16 protein-coding genes are annotated in these 16,430 nt (G+C 69.9%); 8 read left to right on the top strand and 8 right to left on the bottom strand.

Going from position 1 to position 16,430, the window contains the following annotated elements:
- The first annotated feature begins 1 nt into the window (after position 1).
- Complete coding sequence (locus tag ACRYCC_RS43160) at positions 2-289, top strand: DUF6295 family protein (RefSeq protein ID WP_433820015.1); 288 nt, start codon at positions 2-4, stop codon at positions 287-289.
- 142 nt (positions 290-431) lie between these two features.
- Here the strand turns inward: ACRYCC_RS43160 and ACRYCC_RS43165 are convergent, their stop codons facing one another.
- Positions 432-1,919 carry an HNH endonuclease signature motif containing protein gene (locus tag ACRYCC_RS43165; RefSeq protein WP_433820017.1) on the bottom strand — a complete coding sequence of 496 codons (1,488 nt, stop codon included), beginning with the start codon at positions 1,917-1,919 and terminating at the stop codon, positions 432-434.
- A 75-nt stretch (positions 1,920-1,994) separates the two neighbouring features.
- Between ACRYCC_RS43165 and ACRYCC_RS43170 the strand changes: the two genes are divergently transcribed.
- Entirely contained in the window at positions 1,995-2,558 is a 564-nt protein-coding gene (locus tag ACRYCC_RS43170) for a GNAT family N-acetyltransferase (RefSeq protein ID WP_433820018.1), read from the top strand.
- A gap of 83 nt (positions 2,559-2,641) precedes the next feature.
- Here the strand turns inward: ACRYCC_RS43170 and ACRYCC_RS43175 are convergent, their stop codons facing one another.
- Together ACRYCC_RS43175 and ACRYCC_RS43180 are read right to left on the bottom strand one after the other, a co-directional pair.
- Positions 2,642-2,845, bottom strand: coding sequence for a DUF397 domain-containing protein (locus ACRYCC_RS43175; protein ID WP_433820019.1), 204 nt, complete (start codon positions 2,843-2,845; stop codon positions 2,642-2,644).
- Positions 2,842-3,651, bottom strand: coding sequence for a helix-turn-helix domain-containing protein (locus tag ACRYCC_RS43180; RefSeq protein WP_433820020.1), 810 nt, complete (start codon positions 3,649-3,651; stop codon positions 2,842-2,844). The genes ACRYCC_RS43175 and ACRYCC_RS43180 overlap by 4 nt, the downstream gene beginning before the upstream one ends.
- Positions 3,652-3,768: 117 nt before the next feature.
- On the opposite strand from ACRYCC_RS43180, the gene ACRYCC_RS43185 reads away from it, so the two are divergent.
- Positions 3,769-4,164: an ATP-binding protein gene (locus tag ACRYCC_RS43185; protein WP_433820021.1), complete on the top strand. Its 396-nt coding sequence runs from the start codon at positions 3,769-3,771 to the stop codon at positions 4,162-4,164.
- Here ACRYCC_RS43185 and ACRYCC_RS43190 read toward each other — a convergent pair whose 3' ends face one another.
- Positions 4,165-4,779, bottom strand: a complete 615-nt coding sequence (locus ACRYCC_RS43190; protein ID WP_433820023.1) for a response regulator — start codon at positions 4,777-4,779, stop codon at positions 4,165-4,167. It lies immediately after the preceding gene.
- Between the two features lie 32 nt (positions 4,780-4,811).
- A complete protein-coding gene (locus tag ACRYCC_RS43195; RefSeq protein ID WP_433820024.1) occupies positions 4,812-9,014 on the bottom strand; it encodes a HAMP domain-containing protein in 4,203 nt (1,400 codons plus the stop codon).
- Between the two features lie 120 nt (positions 9,015-9,134).
- On the opposite strand from ACRYCC_RS43195, the gene ACRYCC_RS43200 reads away from it, so the two are divergent.
- From ACRYCC_RS43200 to ACRYCC_RS43210, 3 genes are read left to right on the top strand one after another with little or no spacing between them, the layout of a single operon-like run.
- Positions 9,135-10,829 (top strand): SpoIIE family protein phosphatase, encoded by a 1,695-nt coding sequence (locus tag ACRYCC_RS43200; protein WP_433820025.1) that lies wholly within the window; start codon positions 9,135-9,137, stop codon positions 10,827-10,829.
- A gap of 27 nt (positions 10,830-10,856) precedes the next feature.
- The gene (locus tag ACRYCC_RS43205; RefSeq protein WP_433820026.1) at positions 10,857-11,180 is read left to right on the top strand and encodes an STAS domain-containing protein; all 324 of its coding nucleotides are present in this window, start codon (positions 10,857-10,859) and stop codon (positions 11,178-11,180) included.
- A 5-nt stretch (positions 11,181-11,185) separates the two neighbouring features.
- Positions 11,186-11,572 (top strand): ATP-binding protein, encoded by a 387-nt coding sequence (locus ACRYCC_RS43210; RefSeq protein WP_433820027.1) that lies wholly within the window; start codon positions 11,186-11,188, stop codon positions 11,570-11,572.
- 10 nt (positions 11,573-11,582) lie between these two features.
- On the opposite strand, the gene ACRYCC_RS43215 is transcribed toward ACRYCC_RS43210, so the two are convergent.
- Both ACRYCC_RS43215 and ACRYCC_RS43220 read right to left on the bottom strand, forming a co-directional pair.
- Entirely contained in the window at positions 11,583-12,917 is a 1,335-nt protein-coding gene (locus ACRYCC_RS43215; RefSeq protein ID WP_433820035.1) for a class II 3-deoxy-7-phosphoheptulonate synthase, read from the bottom strand.
- Between the two features lie 84 nt (positions 12,918-13,001).
- A complete protein-coding gene (locus ACRYCC_RS43220; RefSeq protein ID WP_433820029.1) occupies positions 13,002-13,964 on the bottom strand; it encodes a sigma-70 family RNA polymerase sigma factor in 963 nt (320 codons plus the stop codon).
- A gap of 175 nt (positions 13,965-14,139) precedes the next feature.
- Between ACRYCC_RS43220 and trxA the strand changes: the two genes are divergently transcribed.
- Positions 14,140-14,502 (top strand): thioredoxin, encoded by a 363-nt coding sequence (gene trxA / locus ACRYCC_RS43225; RefSeq protein ID WP_433820031.1) that lies wholly within the window; start codon positions 14,140-14,142, stop codon positions 14,500-14,502.
- A 99-nt stretch (positions 14,503-14,601) separates the two neighbouring features.
- Positions 14,602-15,438 (top strand): putative RNA methyltransferase, encoded by an 837-nt coding sequence (locus ACRYCC_RS43230; protein ID WP_433820032.1) that lies wholly within the window; start codon positions 14,602-14,604, stop codon positions 15,436-15,438.
- On the opposite strand, the gene ACRYCC_RS43235 is transcribed toward ACRYCC_RS43230, so the two are convergent.
- Positions 15,398-16,102 (bottom strand): hypothetical protein, encoded by a 705-nt coding sequence (locus ACRYCC_RS43235; protein ID WP_433820034.1) that lies wholly within the window; start codon positions 16,100-16,102, stop codon positions 15,398-15,400. The two genes, ACRYCC_RS43230 and ACRYCC_RS43235, sit on opposite strands and share 41 nt — an antisense overlap.
- Positions 16,103-16,430: the final 328 nt, after the last annotated feature.

The raw sequence follows: 16,430 nt of genomic DNA on the forward strand, positions 1-16,430 counted from the left end.
CATGTGCACCTACCTCACCGAAAAGATCGAACTGGACGGCGCGGGCAAGGGCGCCACCGGCTGGTTCACGCTCACCGACGGCGCCGTCTACGTCGACCACCCGTACCACGCCTGCCACGAGCACACGGTGAACATCGACTTCACCAACCCGGCCGAGGGGCCCTCCTCCCGGGTGGCGGTCGAGCTCACCGAGGAGTCGGCGCTGGCGCTGGTCGAGGCCATCCAGAAGGCCCTGGCCGCCGCGCCTCCCGGGCTCGCCTCCGCCGGCAACCGGCGTGCCGCGTCCTGAGCCCTCTCCGGTCCTGTTCCCCTGGTGATTCCCCTGGCGAGGAGTGATACGTCCCTTCGGCCCATGCCGGGAGGTCGACCGGCAGCCGGGTGGCACTGCCCACGTGGGCCGTGGGTGACGTGGGATGTCCTGCCGGTGGCGGTCAGGGGTCTCTGGCCCGAGTCGCGGACCGTGTTCTCCGCCGCCTGCGCGACCGGTCGATCAGATAGACCCACCGGCCTTCGGTGTCCCGGACCATGGTGATCTGCTCGACCAGCCGGTACTTGGCGCGGTTGTGCCATGAGCAGCACGGTGCGAGCAGATCGATGTCGGTGGTGTGGACCTCGCTCCAGTTCAGTACATGGTCGACTTCGCAGAAGCGGGCCGGCACCGCGCATTCGCGGAAGGCGCAGGTGTCGTACAGCGCTTCCAGGGCGCGGCGCTGCCCGGGGGTGACGAACCGTACGGTGTCTCCCAGGTAGAGGGGAATTCCGTCGGCATCCAGGACGAGCGCGGACACTCCGGCGTTGAGCGCGATCGTCCGCGCGAGCTCGGGCGAGATCGGTGTCCCGTCAGGCAGCCGGGCCGACACCCGCCACCCACCTCGGACGTCTTCCCACGGCCATCTGGGGAAGGGCACGCGGAGGTCGCCGCCACCGCCGGAGCCGTCACGAACCTGCGGCATCCGGCCGGCCGCTGCCGCATGCACCGGGCTCGTGGTGCCCCGCGCATCCTGCGGCGTGGTGTTCTCTGCGCCCTCCGACCGCGTGAGGGGAGGGCGGGCGTCGTCCCTCCGGTCACAGCCGGCGTCACCGGGAGCGGGGTGGGATGGTGGTGCGGGAGCGGTGGCCGGAGCTGCCGCGCCCTGGTCGGTGAGCTTGATGACCAGGGTGGCGTTCCAGCGGCTCTTGCCGCCGGACAGCACCATCTCCAGCGCGTCCGCCAATCGTTGCGCGTGGTCACGGGTGTCGTCAGGACCGGCCGGTTTGGCGAGCGGCCCCAGCCGGTCACGTACCAACGCGGTCAGGGTCGGAGAGAACAGGCCCTTGACGAGGGAGCTGCCGTTCAGCGACTTCGCCATGGTCAGCCAGGACCGATCGCCGCGACGGGCGTCCTCGGGGGGCCGCTCCTTCCCGTCACGTTCGGCTATCAGCTCACGGATGCGCAGCCCGTATCGGGCCACGGTGGTCGGCGGGATCCCCTGCTCCGCCAGGCCGAGGAGGATCTCCTCCGCCTTGGCGCAGTCCTCGTCGTCCAGGTGCGCGACGGCCTCGGCGATCTTCGAGGCGTAGCCGTACGAGAGCTCTCCGGCCCTCAGGAGCGCCGCGGTCCTGGGCAGCCGCCCCAGCCGGCGGGTCAGCGCCAGCCGCTCCTCGGCCCGCCCGGCGCGCATGCCGAGTGCCACCTGGAGCCAGCCCTTCGTGCCCGCGTAGTGCTCCGCGGATGCCTGCCCGGCGCGGTCCGCCACACCGAGGAGTGTCGCCAGCGCGGCCTCGCCGAGGTCCAGGCCCCGGCCCAGGCACTCGGCCAGCTCCAGGCACTCGGCGGGGGAGCCGGGCGGCCGGCGGCCGGCCAGCTCGCTCAGCGCGGCGAAGGCCGTCTCCACCAGCTCCCTGGTGGAGACGGCACTCCCGCCCCCGGTCGACCACATAGCGCAACGCTAACAACACGCACCGACAAAACTCGAACAGGAATTCGAGCAGCCGCACGGCACTATGCTCGGTCGATGTTCGAACCGCGGTATCCGATCATGACCCCCCGTCTCCTGCTCCGTCCGTACACGACCGACGACCTCGACGCCCTGCACGACCTCCAGTCCAGGCCGGAGGTGACGCGATACCTCTACTTCGACGCCCGGGACCGCGGGCAGGTACGAGACGTGCTCCAGGTGAAGATCCAGGGGACGGCGCTCCGTGCCCAGGGCGACACCCTCCTGCCGGCGGTCGTCCTCAGGGACACCGGCGCGTTGATCGGGGATCTCATGCTCCGCTGGACGAGCAGTGAGCACCGGCAGGGTGAGATCGGCTACATCCTCCACCCCGACCACCAGGGGAAGGGTTACGCCACCGAGGCGGCCGAGGTCATGCTGCGGCTGGGCTTCGAGTTCGGCCTGCACCGCATCTGCGGACGCCTCGACGGACGGAACACGGCCTCCGCGCGAGTCCTCGAACGGCTCGGCATGCGGCGCGAGGGCTACTTCGTGCAGAACGAATTCGTCAAGGGCGAGTGGACCGACGAGCTCGTGTACGCGATGCTCGCGGACGAGTGGAGATCCCGCGCGGACCGCTGACCGACACCGGGCGCTCGGCGTGCCCCCGGCCGGACACGGCGCGGCCCCCGGCGGCCCCGGCGCGGCGCGTGACCCGGCCGGCGTCAGAGGTCGAGCCGGCCGCTCTTCACCTGGGCGAGCAGGTGCCTGAACTCATGGCGGTGGAAGGTCAGCAGCGGCCCGCCGGGGTTCTTGGAGTCGCGTACGGCGAGTACGGGGGAGAGATCGGCGACCTCGACGCATTCGGTGTTGACGTCCTCGCCGCTGTGGGAGCTCTTGCGCCAGCTGAGGGGGGAGGGCTCGTTCACAGACTCTCCAGAATCTCGCGGATCAGCTTGTCGGAGGCCGCGGTGTCGAGCGCCAGGGAGCGGAGCAGTTCGAACTTCGCCTGGAGCCGGCGCACATTCGCGGCCGCCACCACTCGGTCGATGCTACGTGCGCTCTCCACATACGCAAGGTCCAAGCCCTCCTCGAAGCCCAGCAGCGTGATGTTGCCCGTGACGTAGACCGGAGAGCCCGCCGGGATCACCTGGACCGTGATGGTCGGCTCGCAGGACAGGTCCAGCAGATGCCCGAGCTGCTCCCGCATGACGGCTGACCCGCCGACCGGCTCGCGGAGCACTGACTCCTTCAGCACGGCCACCACGGTCGGGGCGGGTTCCCGCCGTAGGGTTTCCTGACGTCTCACGCGCTCCGCGAGCGGCTGCTCGATCTGGTCCTCTCGCTTGGTGGACAGCAACACCGCCCTCGCGTATGCCTCGGTCTGCAGCAGACCGGGAATCAGCAGCGGCTGGTAGAGCCGGATCAGGGCCGCCTGGCCCTCGTCTTCGACGTAGTCCGGCAGGTCGGTCGGGGTCTCCACCTCGCGTACGACCAGCGGTTGCAGTCCCTCGAAGTACTCCTCCAGCCCGTACAGCCCGTCGAGCTTCTTCGAGACATCCATCGTCGGCACCCGGTAACAGGTCTCGAAGTGGCCGTACAGCTGGACGGAGACGTTGACCTTCGGCGCCACCTCCGCCTGCGTGAAGGCGGCCTTCTCGCGCTCCCGCTTCATCCGCTGGGCGTACAGCGCGTGCACCGAACGGGACGGATCTTTGCGGTGCGCCATGGCCATCGGGACCTCCGGACTCTCCAGCTCCGGGGGAGGGCTGGACCTGTGGCCGAGCGTAGGCCGGTGACAGCACGATTGCAGGGAGTCACACAAAGTCACCACGAAGGAGCCGGGCGCGACATGACGGACCAGACCAACGGCAAGCTCATCCTGATGCTGATGTTCCCCGGGCTGGACGCTCACGTCCCCGCCGTCCGCGGTTATCTCAGGGCGGTGTTCCGGGATCACTCCAGGCTCGACGATCTGCTGCTCCTGCTGACCGAGCTCCTCACCAACGCGCTGCGGCACACCCGCAGCGGCGGCAAGGACGGCATGGTGACGCTGGCCGTCCTGGACACCGGGGCGGCGGCCCGGCTGGAAGTGATCGATCAGGGCGGCAAGACGAGGCCCGAGCTCCGTACGGACCCGCCCGAGGAGAGCGAGTCCGGGTACGGGCTCGGACTGGTCACCGGCCTGGCCTCCGGGTGGGGCGCGGTCCCCTGGGGAGAGGGCACCAAGACCTGGTTCGAGATCTGATCAGGGACGTGCGGACGGATCCTGGAACGCGCCGCGCAGCTCGGCGACGCGTTTCTCCAGCTCGAACATGTCCTCGGCGAGTTCGGCCGGGGCGCGGGCGAGGAGCTTGGCGACCTGGTTCTCGACGGCGTCCAGCAGCGCGGAGGGCTCGTCTGCGGGTTCGGTGAGCCTGGTGCGGAGCATGGCCGCCTGCTCGCGCAGTTGCACGGCCTGCTCCCGGAGCTGGAGGTTCTTGGTGTACAGCTCCACGAACACCGACACCTTCGCGCGCAGCACCCACGGGTCGAACGGCTTGGCGATGAAGTCGACCGCACCCGCCGCGTACCCCCGGAATGCGTAGTCGGGATCGCTGTTGACGGCGGTCAGGAAGATGATCGGCACATCGCGGGTCTTCTTGCGCCGCTTGATGTCGCGGGCGGTCTCGAAGCCGTCCATGCCCGGCATGACGATGTCCAGCAGGATGACCGCGTACTCGTCGGTGAGCAGCGCCTTCAGTGCCTGCTCGCCGGTACGGGCCCGTACCAGATCCTGATCGAGGGAGCTGAGGATCGCCTCGAGGGCGATGAGGTTCTCCTCGCGATCGTCCACGAGCAGGATCTTGGCCTTGTCGTCCATACGGTGTCCTCCTTACAGGTCTCGGCGGGGGTTCAGCGGACCGGTGCGCGCTGCAACCAGGTCCGCATGACATCGAGGAGCCGATCGACGTCGACGGGCTTGGACACGTAGCCGGACGCCCCGGACTCGAAGCTCTTCTCCCGGTCGCCCTTCATCACCTTGGCGGTGATGACGATGATCGGCAGATCGGTGAACTGCGGCATCCGGCGGATGGCCTCGGTCGTGGCGTAACCGTCCAGGCCGGGCATCATGACGTCCATCAGCACCAGGGCGACGTCGGTGTTGCGTTGCAGCAGGTCGATGCCGGCCTGGCCGTCCTCCGCGTACAGCACGTCCATCCCGTACCCCTCCAGCACGCTGGTCAGGGCGAACACGTTGCGCACGTCGTCGTCGACGATGAGGACCTTACGGCCGGACAGCACCGTGTCGAGATAGTCGGCGGGCGGCTCTTCGAGGAAGCCCGCCAAGGACTGGTCCTGCCCGATGCCGGACGCCCCGGGTGCTCCGGACGTCTCGGGCGCGGGGGGCTCCAGGGCGCGTGCGGGCCGGCCGGCCTCCGGACCCACGCCGTTCTGGTCCCACGAGATCGCCCGGACCTGGCCGTCGTCGGGGCTCTGGTACAGCGCGGGCAGGAAGAGGGTGAACGCGCTGCCCCGGCCCAGCTCGCTCTTGGCGTGGATCTCCCCGCCGAGCAGCCGGGCGATGTTGCGGCTGATCGACAGGCCCAGCCCGGTCCCGCCGTACCGCCGGCTCGTGGTGCCGTCCGCCTGCTGGAACGGCTCGAAGATGACCTGTAGCTGGTCTTCGCTGATGCCGATCCCGGTGTCGGTCACCTCGAAGGCGATCACGTCTTCGGCGTCCTGCAGCTCCGGGGTGTCGAACTCGGTCTCCTCCGCCCGGTGCACCGACAGCCGTACCTGACCCTCGCCGGTGAACTTGACGGCGTTGGAGAGCAGGTTGCGCAGCACCTGCTGGAGCCGCTGCTCGTCGGCGTGCACCGTGGCGGGGATGTCGGTGGCCAGGTGCACGTCGAAGGTCAGCCCCTTGTCCAGCGCCATCGGCTGGAACGTCGCGGCGACGTAGTCGATCAGCTTGGCGAGCGGCAGGCGCTGGGGATGCACCTCCATCTTCCCCGCCTCGACCTTGGACAGGTCCAGGATGTCGTTGATGAGCTGAAGCAGGTCGGTGCCCGACTCGTAGATCGTCCTGGCGAACTCCACCTGCTTGGAGGTGAGGTTGCCGTGGGTGTTCTCCGAGAGCAGCTTGGCCAGCACGAGCAGGCTGTTGAGCGGGGTGCGCAGCTCGTGCGACATGTTGGCGAGGAACTCGGACTTGTACTTGGAGGACATCGCCAGCTGTTCCGCGCGGTCCTCGAGCGTGCGGCGGGCCTGCTCGATCTGGAAGTTCTGGATCTCGATGGCGCGGTTCTGCTTGGCCAGCAGCGCCGCCTTGTCCTCCAGCTCGGCGTTGGAGCGGCGTAGCTCGCCCTGCTGGCGCTGCAGCTCGTCGGAGCGTTCCTGCAGTTCCTGCGCCAGCCGCTGCGACTCGGCCAGCAGCGACTCGGTGCGGGAGTTCGCGCCGATGGCGTTGATCGTGACCCCGATGGTCTCGGTGAACTGGTTGAAGAACGCCAGATGGACGTCGGTGAACCGGCTGAACGACGCGAGCTCGATCGCGCCCAGCACCTGGTCCTCGAACAGGATCGGCATCACGATGACGTTCGCCGGCGCGGCCTCGCCCAGCCCGGAGCTGATCCGGATGTAGTCGGCCGGAGCGTGCTGGATCAGGATCGTCTGGCGTTCCAGCCCGGCCTGGCCGACCAGGCCCTCGCCGAGCGCGAACGACACCGAGCCGGAGGCGCCCCTGCTCACGCCGTAACCGGCCATGAGGGTCAGCTGGAGGCCGGTGTCGGTCTCCTGCGCGAGGTAGAAGGCGCCGTACTGGGCGGAGACGGTCGGGGTCAGCTCGCTCATGATCAGCGAGGCGACCTGCATCAGATCGCGGTGGCCCTGCATCAGGCCGCCGATCCGGGCGAGGTTCGACTTGAGCCAGTCCTGTTCCTCGTTGGCCTGGGTGGTCTCGCGGAGGTTGGCGACCATCAGGTTGACGTTGTCCTTGAGCTCGGCGACCTCACCGCGCGCGTCCACCGTGATGGACCGGGTCAGGTCACCGCGGGCGACCGCGCTGGCCACCTCGGCGATCGCGCGCACCTGGGTGGTGAGGTTGGTGGCGAGCTCGTTGACGCTCGTGGTCAGCCGCTTCCACGTGCCGGAGACGCCCTCGACCTCCGCCTGGCCGCCGAGACGCCCCTCGCTGCCGACGTCCCGGGCGACCCGGGTGACCTCCGAGGCGAACGACGACAGCGTGTCGACCATGGTGTTGATGGTGGTCTTCAGCTCGAGGATCTCGCCCCGGGCGTCCACGTCGATCTTCTTGGTCAGGTCGCCGTGCGCCACCGCGGTGGTGACCTGGGCGATGTTGCGGACCTGGTAGGTCAGGTTGTTGGCCATGCCGTTGACGTTGTCGGTGAGGTCCTTCCAGACCCCGCTGACGCCGTGGACCTGGGCTTGTCCGCCGAGGCGGCCTTCGGTGCCGACTTCGCGGGCGACGCGGGTGACCTCGTCGGCGAAGGCCGAGAGCTGGTCCACCATGGTGTTCATGGTGTCCTTGAGATCGAGGATCTCGCCTTGGGCGTCGACGGTGATCTTGCGGCTGAGGTCGCCCTGGGCGACTCCGGTGGCGACCTGGGCGATGTTGCGGACCTGGTAGGTCAGGTTGGAGGCCATGCCGTTGACGTTGTCGGTGAGGTCCTTCCAGACCCCGCTGACGCCGTGGACCTGGGCTTGTCCGCCGAGGCGGCCTTCGGTGCCGACTTCGCGGGCGACGCGGGTGACCTCGTCGGCGAAGGCCGACAGCTGGTCCACCATGGTGTTCATGGTGTCCTTCAGCTCCAGGATCTCGCCCTGCGCGTCCACGGTGATCTTCTTGCTGAGGTCGCCGTGCGCGATGGCGGTGGTGACCTGGGCGATGTTGCGGACCTGGTAGGTGAGGTTGTTGGCCATGCCGTTGACGTTGTTGGTGAGGTCCTTCCAGACCCCGCTCACGTCGCGGACCTGGGCTTGTCCGCCGAGGCGGCCTTCGGTGCCGACTTCGCGGGCGACGCGGGTGACCTCGTCGGCGAAGGCCGAGAGCTGGTCCACCATGGTGTTCATGGTGTCCTTGAGATCGAGGATCTCGCCTTGGGCGTCGACGGTGATCTTGCGGCTGAGGTCGCCCTGGGCGACTCCGGTGGCGACCTGGGCGATGTTGCGGACCTGGTAGGTCAGGTTGGAGGCCATGCCGTTGACGTTGTCGGTGAGGTCCTTCCAGACCCCGCTGATGCCCCGTACGTTCGCCTGCCCGCCGAGACGCCCCTCGGTGCCGACTTCGCGGGCGACGCGGGTGACCTCGTCGGCGAAGGCCGACAGCTGGTCCACCATGGTGTTGACGGTGAGCTTCAGCTCCTGCAGCTCACCGGCCGCCTCCACCGTGACGTGCCGGGTCAGGTCGCCCTTGGCCACGGCGGTCGTCACCACCGCGATGTCGCGGACCTGGGAGGTGAGCCGCCCGGCCATGGCGTTCACGGCGCTGGTGACGTCCCGCCACCGCCCCGACATCCCGTGCAGCGGTGCCTGCCCGCCGAGGCGCCCCTCGGTGCCGACCTCGCGGGCGACCTGGGTGACCTCCCAGGTGAACTGGTCGAGCTGCTCCACCATGTGGTTGACCGACCGCGCCATGCGCAGCAGCTCCCCGCGCATCGGCCGGCCCCGGACCCGCAGCTCCACCCGCTGGTTCAGATCGCCGGCGGCCACCGCCTCGACGACACGGGCCATGCCGGTCGTCAGGTCCGTGAGCTTGTCGATGATGGCGTTGGCGTCCTCGACTCCGGACGCCCAGGAGCCCTTCACCGTGCCGGGCGACAGACGCCCCCGCAGGTGACCCTCCCGGCCGATCTCACGGCGGACCTGGGCGAGGCCGCCCATGATGTGCCGACCGTTCTCCCGGATCTCCTCGAGGATTCCGGCCGCCTCGGCGACGGCGCCGTCTCCGGGGAGATCGGGGGCCGGGCGGAGGTTCCCATCGCGTACCGCGGCCAGGGCCTTGAGCAACGGCTCCAGGTCGGCGTCGCTGTAGCGTGGGGTCGTGTCCTTGCGTGGGGTTGAGCCACTGCCAGCACGGGACACGGTTCGAGGCATATTCTTCCTCCTGGCTCACGGCCGGTTCGCCTGCAGGACGTGCTGCCGGATGAGAGCCGCACATGAGCAGTCTGTCACGATGAGTGGAGTACGTATCCCCGCTTCGATCAGGGAAGACAATTGGATCGGCTGAGTGCCTCCGCCACCTTTCCGGCCGAGGCGGCATCGGTGTCGGCCGCACGCCGTTTCGTCGCCACCACTCTCAGCGACTGGGGCCTGGCGGCCGTCAGGGATGAAGCCCTGCTCGCCACCAGCGAGCTCGCGACCAACGCGATCACCTATGCCGGGACACCCTTCGAGGTGTCCTGCAGCGCCGAAAACGGTCAAGTCGAGCTCAAGGTACGTGACCACCATCCCAGCCGCCAAATCCCCATGCCCGGCCTCGGCGAGGCCCGCGGCAGGGGACTGGCCACCAGCGCGGGACTGGCCGCCGCCTGGGGCGTCACCTACGAACCGCAGGCCAAGACCGTCTGGATCCGGCTGCCCGCCAAGGGGGAGCCTGCCCTCGGCCCGCCGCCGAGCGCTCCGGAACCGGTGACGCCCGCCTGGGCCGAGGAGCGGGAACCCGCCGCGCCGTCCGCGGAGGAGGCACTCGAACGCTGGCTGGGCTTCGTCGCCGAGGCCAGCGACCTGCTCGCCGGCACCCTCGACCAGGAACGCACGATGGCGCTGGTGGCCCAGCTGATGGTGCCGCGCCTGGCGACCTGGTGCGCCGTCTACACGATCGACGAGGTCGGGGCGGCCCGGCCGGCCTACGTGTGGCACGCGGACGAGACCCGCACCGACGCGCTCTGCGAGTTCCTGCGGCAGACCGAGCCGCCGCCGACGTCCGAGTCGTCGGCCCCCTGGAACGGTCTCGCGCAGGCCCCCGGCGCGGCCCGCGCCGCCGCCGGCTCGCTCGCCGAGGACTTCACGTACGTGTTCCCGCTGATCGCCCGGGGCCGCCGGACCGGCATGATCGTCATCGGCAGGCCCGAGGGGGAGCGGTTCCCGCGGGACGGTCTCGAACTCGCCGAGGAGCTCAGCCGCCGGGCCGCCCTGGCCATCGACAACGCCCGGCTGTACTCCGCGCAGACGGCCATGAGCACGGCGCTGCAGCGGAGCCTGCTGCCACCGGCCCTGCCCGACATCCCGGGGCTCGAGGTGGCCGTCGTCTACCAGCCCGCAGGCGAGGGCACCGAGGTCGGCGGCGACTTCTACGACGTCTTCGCCTGCGGTCCCGACCGCGCCGGGCGGCCCCGCTGGCGCTTCGCCATCGGCGACGTCTGCGGCACCGGCCCCGAGGCGGCGGCGGTGACCGGGTTGGCCCGGCACGCATTGCGCATCCTCGCCACCGAGAACATGCCGCTGCCGGAGGTACTCTCCCGGCTCAACCGGCTCATCCTCGACGAGGGCCCCCGGGCCCGCCTGCTCACGCTGCTGCACGGCGAGATCCGCAACGGCGACGACGGCGAGATCATCCTGCGGCTGGTCAGTGCCGGCCATCCACCGCCGCTGGTCCTGGACACCCGCGGGCGGGTCCGCGAGGTCACCACCGCGCAGCCGCTGCTGGGGGTCTTCGACGAGCTGACCTATCAGGTCGACCGGGTGGACCTCACCCCCGGCCAGGTCATGTTGTGCGTCACCGACGGGGTCACCGAGCGCCGGGCCGGGCCGGACATGCTCGGCGACGACCATGGCCTGGAACGGCTCCTGGCCACCTGTGCGGACCTGAGTGCCGGAGCGGTCGCGGCGCGTGTCCAGCGGGCCGTGCGCGATTACGGCAACGAACCGTCCGGTGACGACGTGGCCATCATCGCGCTCCGGGTCTCATGACCCGGTGTAGCGCGTTAGTGTATTGCTGTGGGTCTTGCGTTGCACACGACACAGCAGGATGGGCGAGCGACGGTCTCCGTGCGCGGGTCCATCGATCTGCACTCCTCGGACGAGCTGAGAGAGTGCCTGACGGGCCTGGTGGACGCGGGTGAAAGGGACGTCGTCGTCGACCTGACCGCGGTCGACTTCTGCGACTCCTCCGGGCTGAACACCCTGGTCAGGGCATACAAGCACGCGCGGGCCCTGGGGGCGACCCTCACGGTGACCGGCGCCTACGGCAGGGTGGACACGGTTCTCCGCACCACCGGCCTGGACCGGTTCCTGATCGGGGACCGCTCCGTAGGGGACTGAACTTGATGCCACCGGTGACCGAGACGACGCTCCGCAGCGCCCCGCAGACGGAGGCGGTGGAGCAGGCCCGGCGGCTCTCGGCGCGGATGATGCGCGCCTGGTCCCTGCTCGACCAGGAGGAGACGGTGACCGCGATCGTGGCCGAGCTGGTCGCCAACGCCGTCCGTCACGCGGGCACCCCGCTGGAGCTGCGGCTGGCGCGGCTGCGCCATCAGGTGCGGGTCGAGGTACGCGACCGGGCCGTGGACATGCCGAGGATGAGCATTCCCGAGCCGGAGGACGAAGAGCACCGGGGGCTGTTCATCGTGGACCGTTACGCCACGGCGTGGGGCGCCGACCCGGTCGTCGGCGGCAAGGTCGTCTGGGCCGAGGTGCGGGTCAGGACGCTCTGAGCCGCGGGCGTCACGACGGCGTCGTGCGATAGAGCTCGGCGACCAGGAACGCGAGGTCCAGGGACTGGCGCCGGTTGAGCCTGGGGTCACAGGCCGTCTCGTACCGCTGGTGCAGATCATCCTCGACCACCTCGTGGCCGCCGCCGACGCACTCGGTCACGTCGTCACCGGTGAACTCGATGTGGACACCTCCCGGGTGGGTCCCCAGCGCGCGGTGGACCTCGAAGAACCCGGCCAGCTCCTCGACCACGTCGTCCAGCCGCCGGGTCTTGTGCCCGCTCGGCGCCTCGAAGGTGTTGCCGTGCATGGGGTCGCAGATCCAGCCGACCGGGGCGCCGCTCTGGGTGACCTTCTCCACCAGCGGCGGCAGCGCGTCCCGTACCCGCGACGCGCCCATCCGGCTGATGAAGGTGAGACGGCCGGGCTCCTGGTCGGGATTGAGCTTGTCGATCAGAGCCAGCGCGTCGTCGGCGGTGGTGGTCGGCCCGAGCTTGACCCCGATCGGATTGCGGATCTGGCGGAGGAACTCCACGTGGGCCCCGTCCAGCGACCGGGTGCGCTCACCGATCCAGACCATGTGGGCGGAGACGTCGTACGGCAGGCCCGTCCGGGAGTCGATGCGGGTGAGCGCCCGCTCGTACTCCAGGATCAGCGCCTCGTGGCTGGAGTAGAACTCCACCCCGTGGAACTCGTCGGGGTTGGCGCCGCAGGCCTGCATGAACGACAGCGCGCGGTCGATCTCGCCGGCGAGCTGCTCGTACCGGCGGCCCGCCGGGCTCTGTGCCACGAAGTCCTGGTTCCAGGCGTGCACCTGCCGCAGGTCGGCGTACCCGCCCTTGGTGAAGGCCCGGCAGAGGTTCAGGGTGACCGCGGAGCAGTGGTAGGCGCGCATCAGCCGCACCGGGTCGGTGCGGCGGGACTCGGGGGTGAAGTCGAAACCGTTGACGGCGTCGCCCCGGTACGCCGGCAGCTCGACGCCGTCGCGGATCTCGGTGGCCCGGGAACGCGGCTTGGCGAACTGCCCGGCCATCCGGCCGATCTTGACGACCGGGACGCTCCCCGCGTAGGTGAGGACCACGGCCATCTGGAGCAGGGTCTTGAGCTTGTTGCGGACCGCGTCGGCGGTCGAGCCGGCGAAGGTCTCGGCGCAGTCCCCGCCCTGCAGGACGAACGCCTCCCCGCGGGCGACCGCGGCCAGCCGGTCCTTGAGCTGATCGCACTCACCGGCGAACACCAGCGGCGGCTGCTGGGCCAGCTCATCGGTGACGGCCTTCAACTCGGCGAGATCAGGCCAGTCCGGCTGCTGCAGGGCCGGACGGTCACGCCAGGAATCTAGGCCGGTCATACCGGTTTTCGTGCTCACGACCCCCCATGGTATTCGCTCTCATCCGTGATCCAGCGGTTCTTCGCCGGATCGGCGTCCATGCCGCTACGCCGCGACCTGATGGCCGTCCTGGTCGGCGTGTTCCGAGTGGCCGGTCTCGCCGGCGAACTGGCGGAGCCGGCGCAGCGACCGGTCGGTGATCTGCCGGACCCGGTTGTGGCTGAGCCCGTATCTGGCGCCGATCTGGGCGTACGACAGCGGTTCTCCGTCGTCGAGGCCGAACCGGGCGCGCAGGATGTCGGCCTCTCGCTCGGGCAGCCGGCCCAGCAGCCGGTCCAGCCCCTGAAGATCGTCCAAGGCGACGACCTCGTTCTCGGGGCTGATCGCGTCCGGGTCCTCCAGCAGGCTGCCCATCGGGGTCTCACCCGCCTCGTCCACCGAAGCGTCCAGGCTGGCCGGATCCCGCCGCCAGCGGAGGAGATCATCGACGTGCGCCGGGTCGATGCCGAGGGTCTCGGCCAGCTCCTCCCGGGACGGATCGCGTCCAAGATCACGGATGTACATCCGCTCCGCCCGGCGCAAGCGGGACAGCTCCTCCTCCACGTGCACCGGCAGCCGGATGGCCCGCGCCGTGTGGCTGAGCCCCCGGCCGATCGCCTGCCGGATCCACCAGGTGGCGTAGGTGGAGAACTTGAAACCGCGCCGGTAGTCGAACTTCTCCACCGCGCGCATCAAACCGAGGTTGCCCTCCTGGATCAGGTCGATCAAGGGGAGCGAGTCCGTGGGGTACTTCCGTGCGAGCGATACGACCAGGCGCAGGTTGGCCTCGACGAAACGCTGCTTCGCGTGCAGCCCGGCGGAGACGAGCTCCTCGAGCTCGGCGCGGGACGCGCCGGCGGTGGGACCCCCGTCATGCAGAAGCCGCTCAGCGAAAAGGCCCGCCTCGATCGCCTTCGACAGCTCCACCTCCTGCTCCGCGTCGAGCAGAGGAGTGCGGCCGATCGCGTCGAGGTAGGCGCCGACAAGGTCCTTGTCGGTCGGCTCGGTCCTGGTGCGAGTGACAGCCATCCTGACCCTTCTTCGGCTCTCTTTATCTCTATTCGACCAACGCTAATTACTGCTCTGTGATTCCCTGGAGGGCCCGGGAATATCACGCGCCGGGCCCTCGCTGTACGTTTCTGGCCGTGCATAACGCCCTTGTGGCCGGGCATGGCGTCGATGACAGACGACAAGGAGCTGGAACATGGCGACGGTCACGGTGACCACCGAGAAGTTCGATGAGGTCGCGCAGGGCGAGGGCATCACTCTGATCGACTTCTGGGCTGAGTGGTGCGGTCCGTGCAAGCGGTTCGGGCCCATCTTCGAGAAGGCCGCGGACAAGCACTCCGACCTCGTGTTCGGCAAGGTCGACACCGAGGCCGAGCCCGAGCTGTCCGAGCGCTTCGGCATCGCCTCGATCCCCACCCTCATGGTGATCCGGGACGGCGTCATCGTCTTCGCCGAGCCGGGCGCGCTGCCCGAGCCCGTACTCGAGAACGTCATCGAGCAGGTGCGCGCGCTGGACATGGACGACGTCCGCAAGCGCCTCGCCGACGAGTCGGGCTGAGCCCGGCGTCCCGTTCGTTCGCCCGGTCGGGGCACGCCTCGGCCGGCGCCGGGCCGTGGCCGTCACGGGTGAACACGGGCGGTGGCCCATGATGGAACCGTGCTGACCGACGTCGTCGAGCTCCTGACCTGCCCGGTATGCGGTGCCGGTCTCACCGATGAGAACCGCGTGCTGCGTTGCCTGGCCGGGCACTGCTTCGACATCGCCAGGCAGGGCTATGTGAACCTGCTGTCCGGGGACGCCCGCGCCGGAACCGCCGACACCATGGAGATGGTGGCGGCGCGGGCCGCCTTCCTCGGTGCCGGGCACTTCTCCTCCCTGGCGGCGCGGCTCGCCGAGGAGGTGGCGGACGGACTGCCGGAGGCTCCCCGTGTCCTCGACGCCGGAGCCGGCACCGGCCACTACCTCGGTGCGGTCCTCGACCGGGTGCCCGGAGCGACGGGCATCGCCCTCGACGTCTCCAAGTTCGCGCTGCGACGGGCCGTCCGTGCGCACCCGAGGATCGGCGCGGTCGTATGGGACCTGTGGCGGCCCCTCCCGGTCCGTACCGCCTCGATCAACGTGATCATGAACGTGTTCGCACCCCGGAACGGCGCGGAGTTCCACCGGGTCCTGCGCCCGGACGGCGCCCTGGTGGTGGTCACGCCGACCGACCGGCACCTCGGCGAGCTGGTCGGCGCGCTCGGCCTGCTGTCGGTGGACGAGCGCAAGCCCGAACGGATGGCCGCGACCCTGGGGGAGCACTTCCGCCCCGACCGGCATCGCGAGCACGAGTTCACCCTGTGCCTGAGCCACGCCGAGGTGGAGACCCTCGTCGGCATGGGCCCGAGCGCGGGCCACATTCCCGGTGACGAGCTGCGCCGCCGCCTCACCGGGTTGCCAGACCCGGTCAAGGTCACGGCCTCGTTCCGGATATCGCGGTTCGCGCCAGTGTGACCAGCACCTGGGGAACATCACCGGGCTCGACCACGCCGTCCACCCCCGGTGCGCCCGCCACCTCGTCGCGGAACGACGCCGAGACGGCGAGCGTCGCGGCGGTGAGTATCAGCCGCTGAAGTGCCTGACCGGCTCGCAGCCACTCGTCGGGGCCGTCACCCCGGGTGGTGAGGACGGCGGTACCGGCGGGAAGAGCGTGCAGCGCGGCCCCCTCCAGGCGGACCGCGTGCGCCAGTTCATTGACCACCCGGCTCGCCGGCCGCTCGTCACCCTGAGGCTGCCGGGAGGGGAGCGGGTGCAACGTCGCCGCGTACAGAGCCCGTTCCAGCCGAGTGGTCCGGTGCGGGCCCGCCAGCCGTACGGTGGCCAGCAGCATGGGCCGGGACCGGTCGGGCGACAGCCGGAGTACGGGCTCGCGCCCGAGTTGCGCGGCGGCCAGCCGGAGGTTGAGCAGGGCCGTACCGCAGCCGATGTGCAGGCTCCGCCCCTGCGGGTCCCGCACGGTCCGCAGCCGGGCAGGATCGGCCTCGACCTCGATGAGGCCCGGCCGCACCCTGAACCGCCACGCCTGGTCCTCCTGGACGGCCGGCGCCATCGCGGCCGCCACCACCAGACGCTCGGCGGAGCCGCGCCGGATGCCGCCGGAGATGACATAGGTGGTCATGGGCCTCCTCCCTCCCGCCCCGGCGTACGACCCGCCGATCGGAGACGTGCGGTCTCGAGACGTGGCCTCGGTGGGGGAGGTCGGGGTGTGCAGGTGAGCGGATCGCTCCGCTACCAGGGGGTGAGACCGTACCGCAGCGTGAGCTGGGACACGCAGGCCCCGACCGATTTGACGCCGTTGCCTGGCACGCCTAACGTAGTGCCTCGCCCCAAGGGGATGCGGAACGCCGAGAGGCGGGCGGTCCTGGGGTTTGGGTGTGTGGCTTCGTGGTTCTGTGGGCTGAGTGGTGCTTGGTCTGTGGGAGGATGGGGTCGTTGCCTGGTGCGGG

It is taken from the genome of Actinomadura scrupuli (genome assembly GCF_050971785.1).
Taxonomy (GTDB): Bacteria; Actinomycetota; Actinomycetes; order Streptosporangiales; family Streptosporangiaceae; genus Actinomadura_E; species Actinomadura_E scrupuli.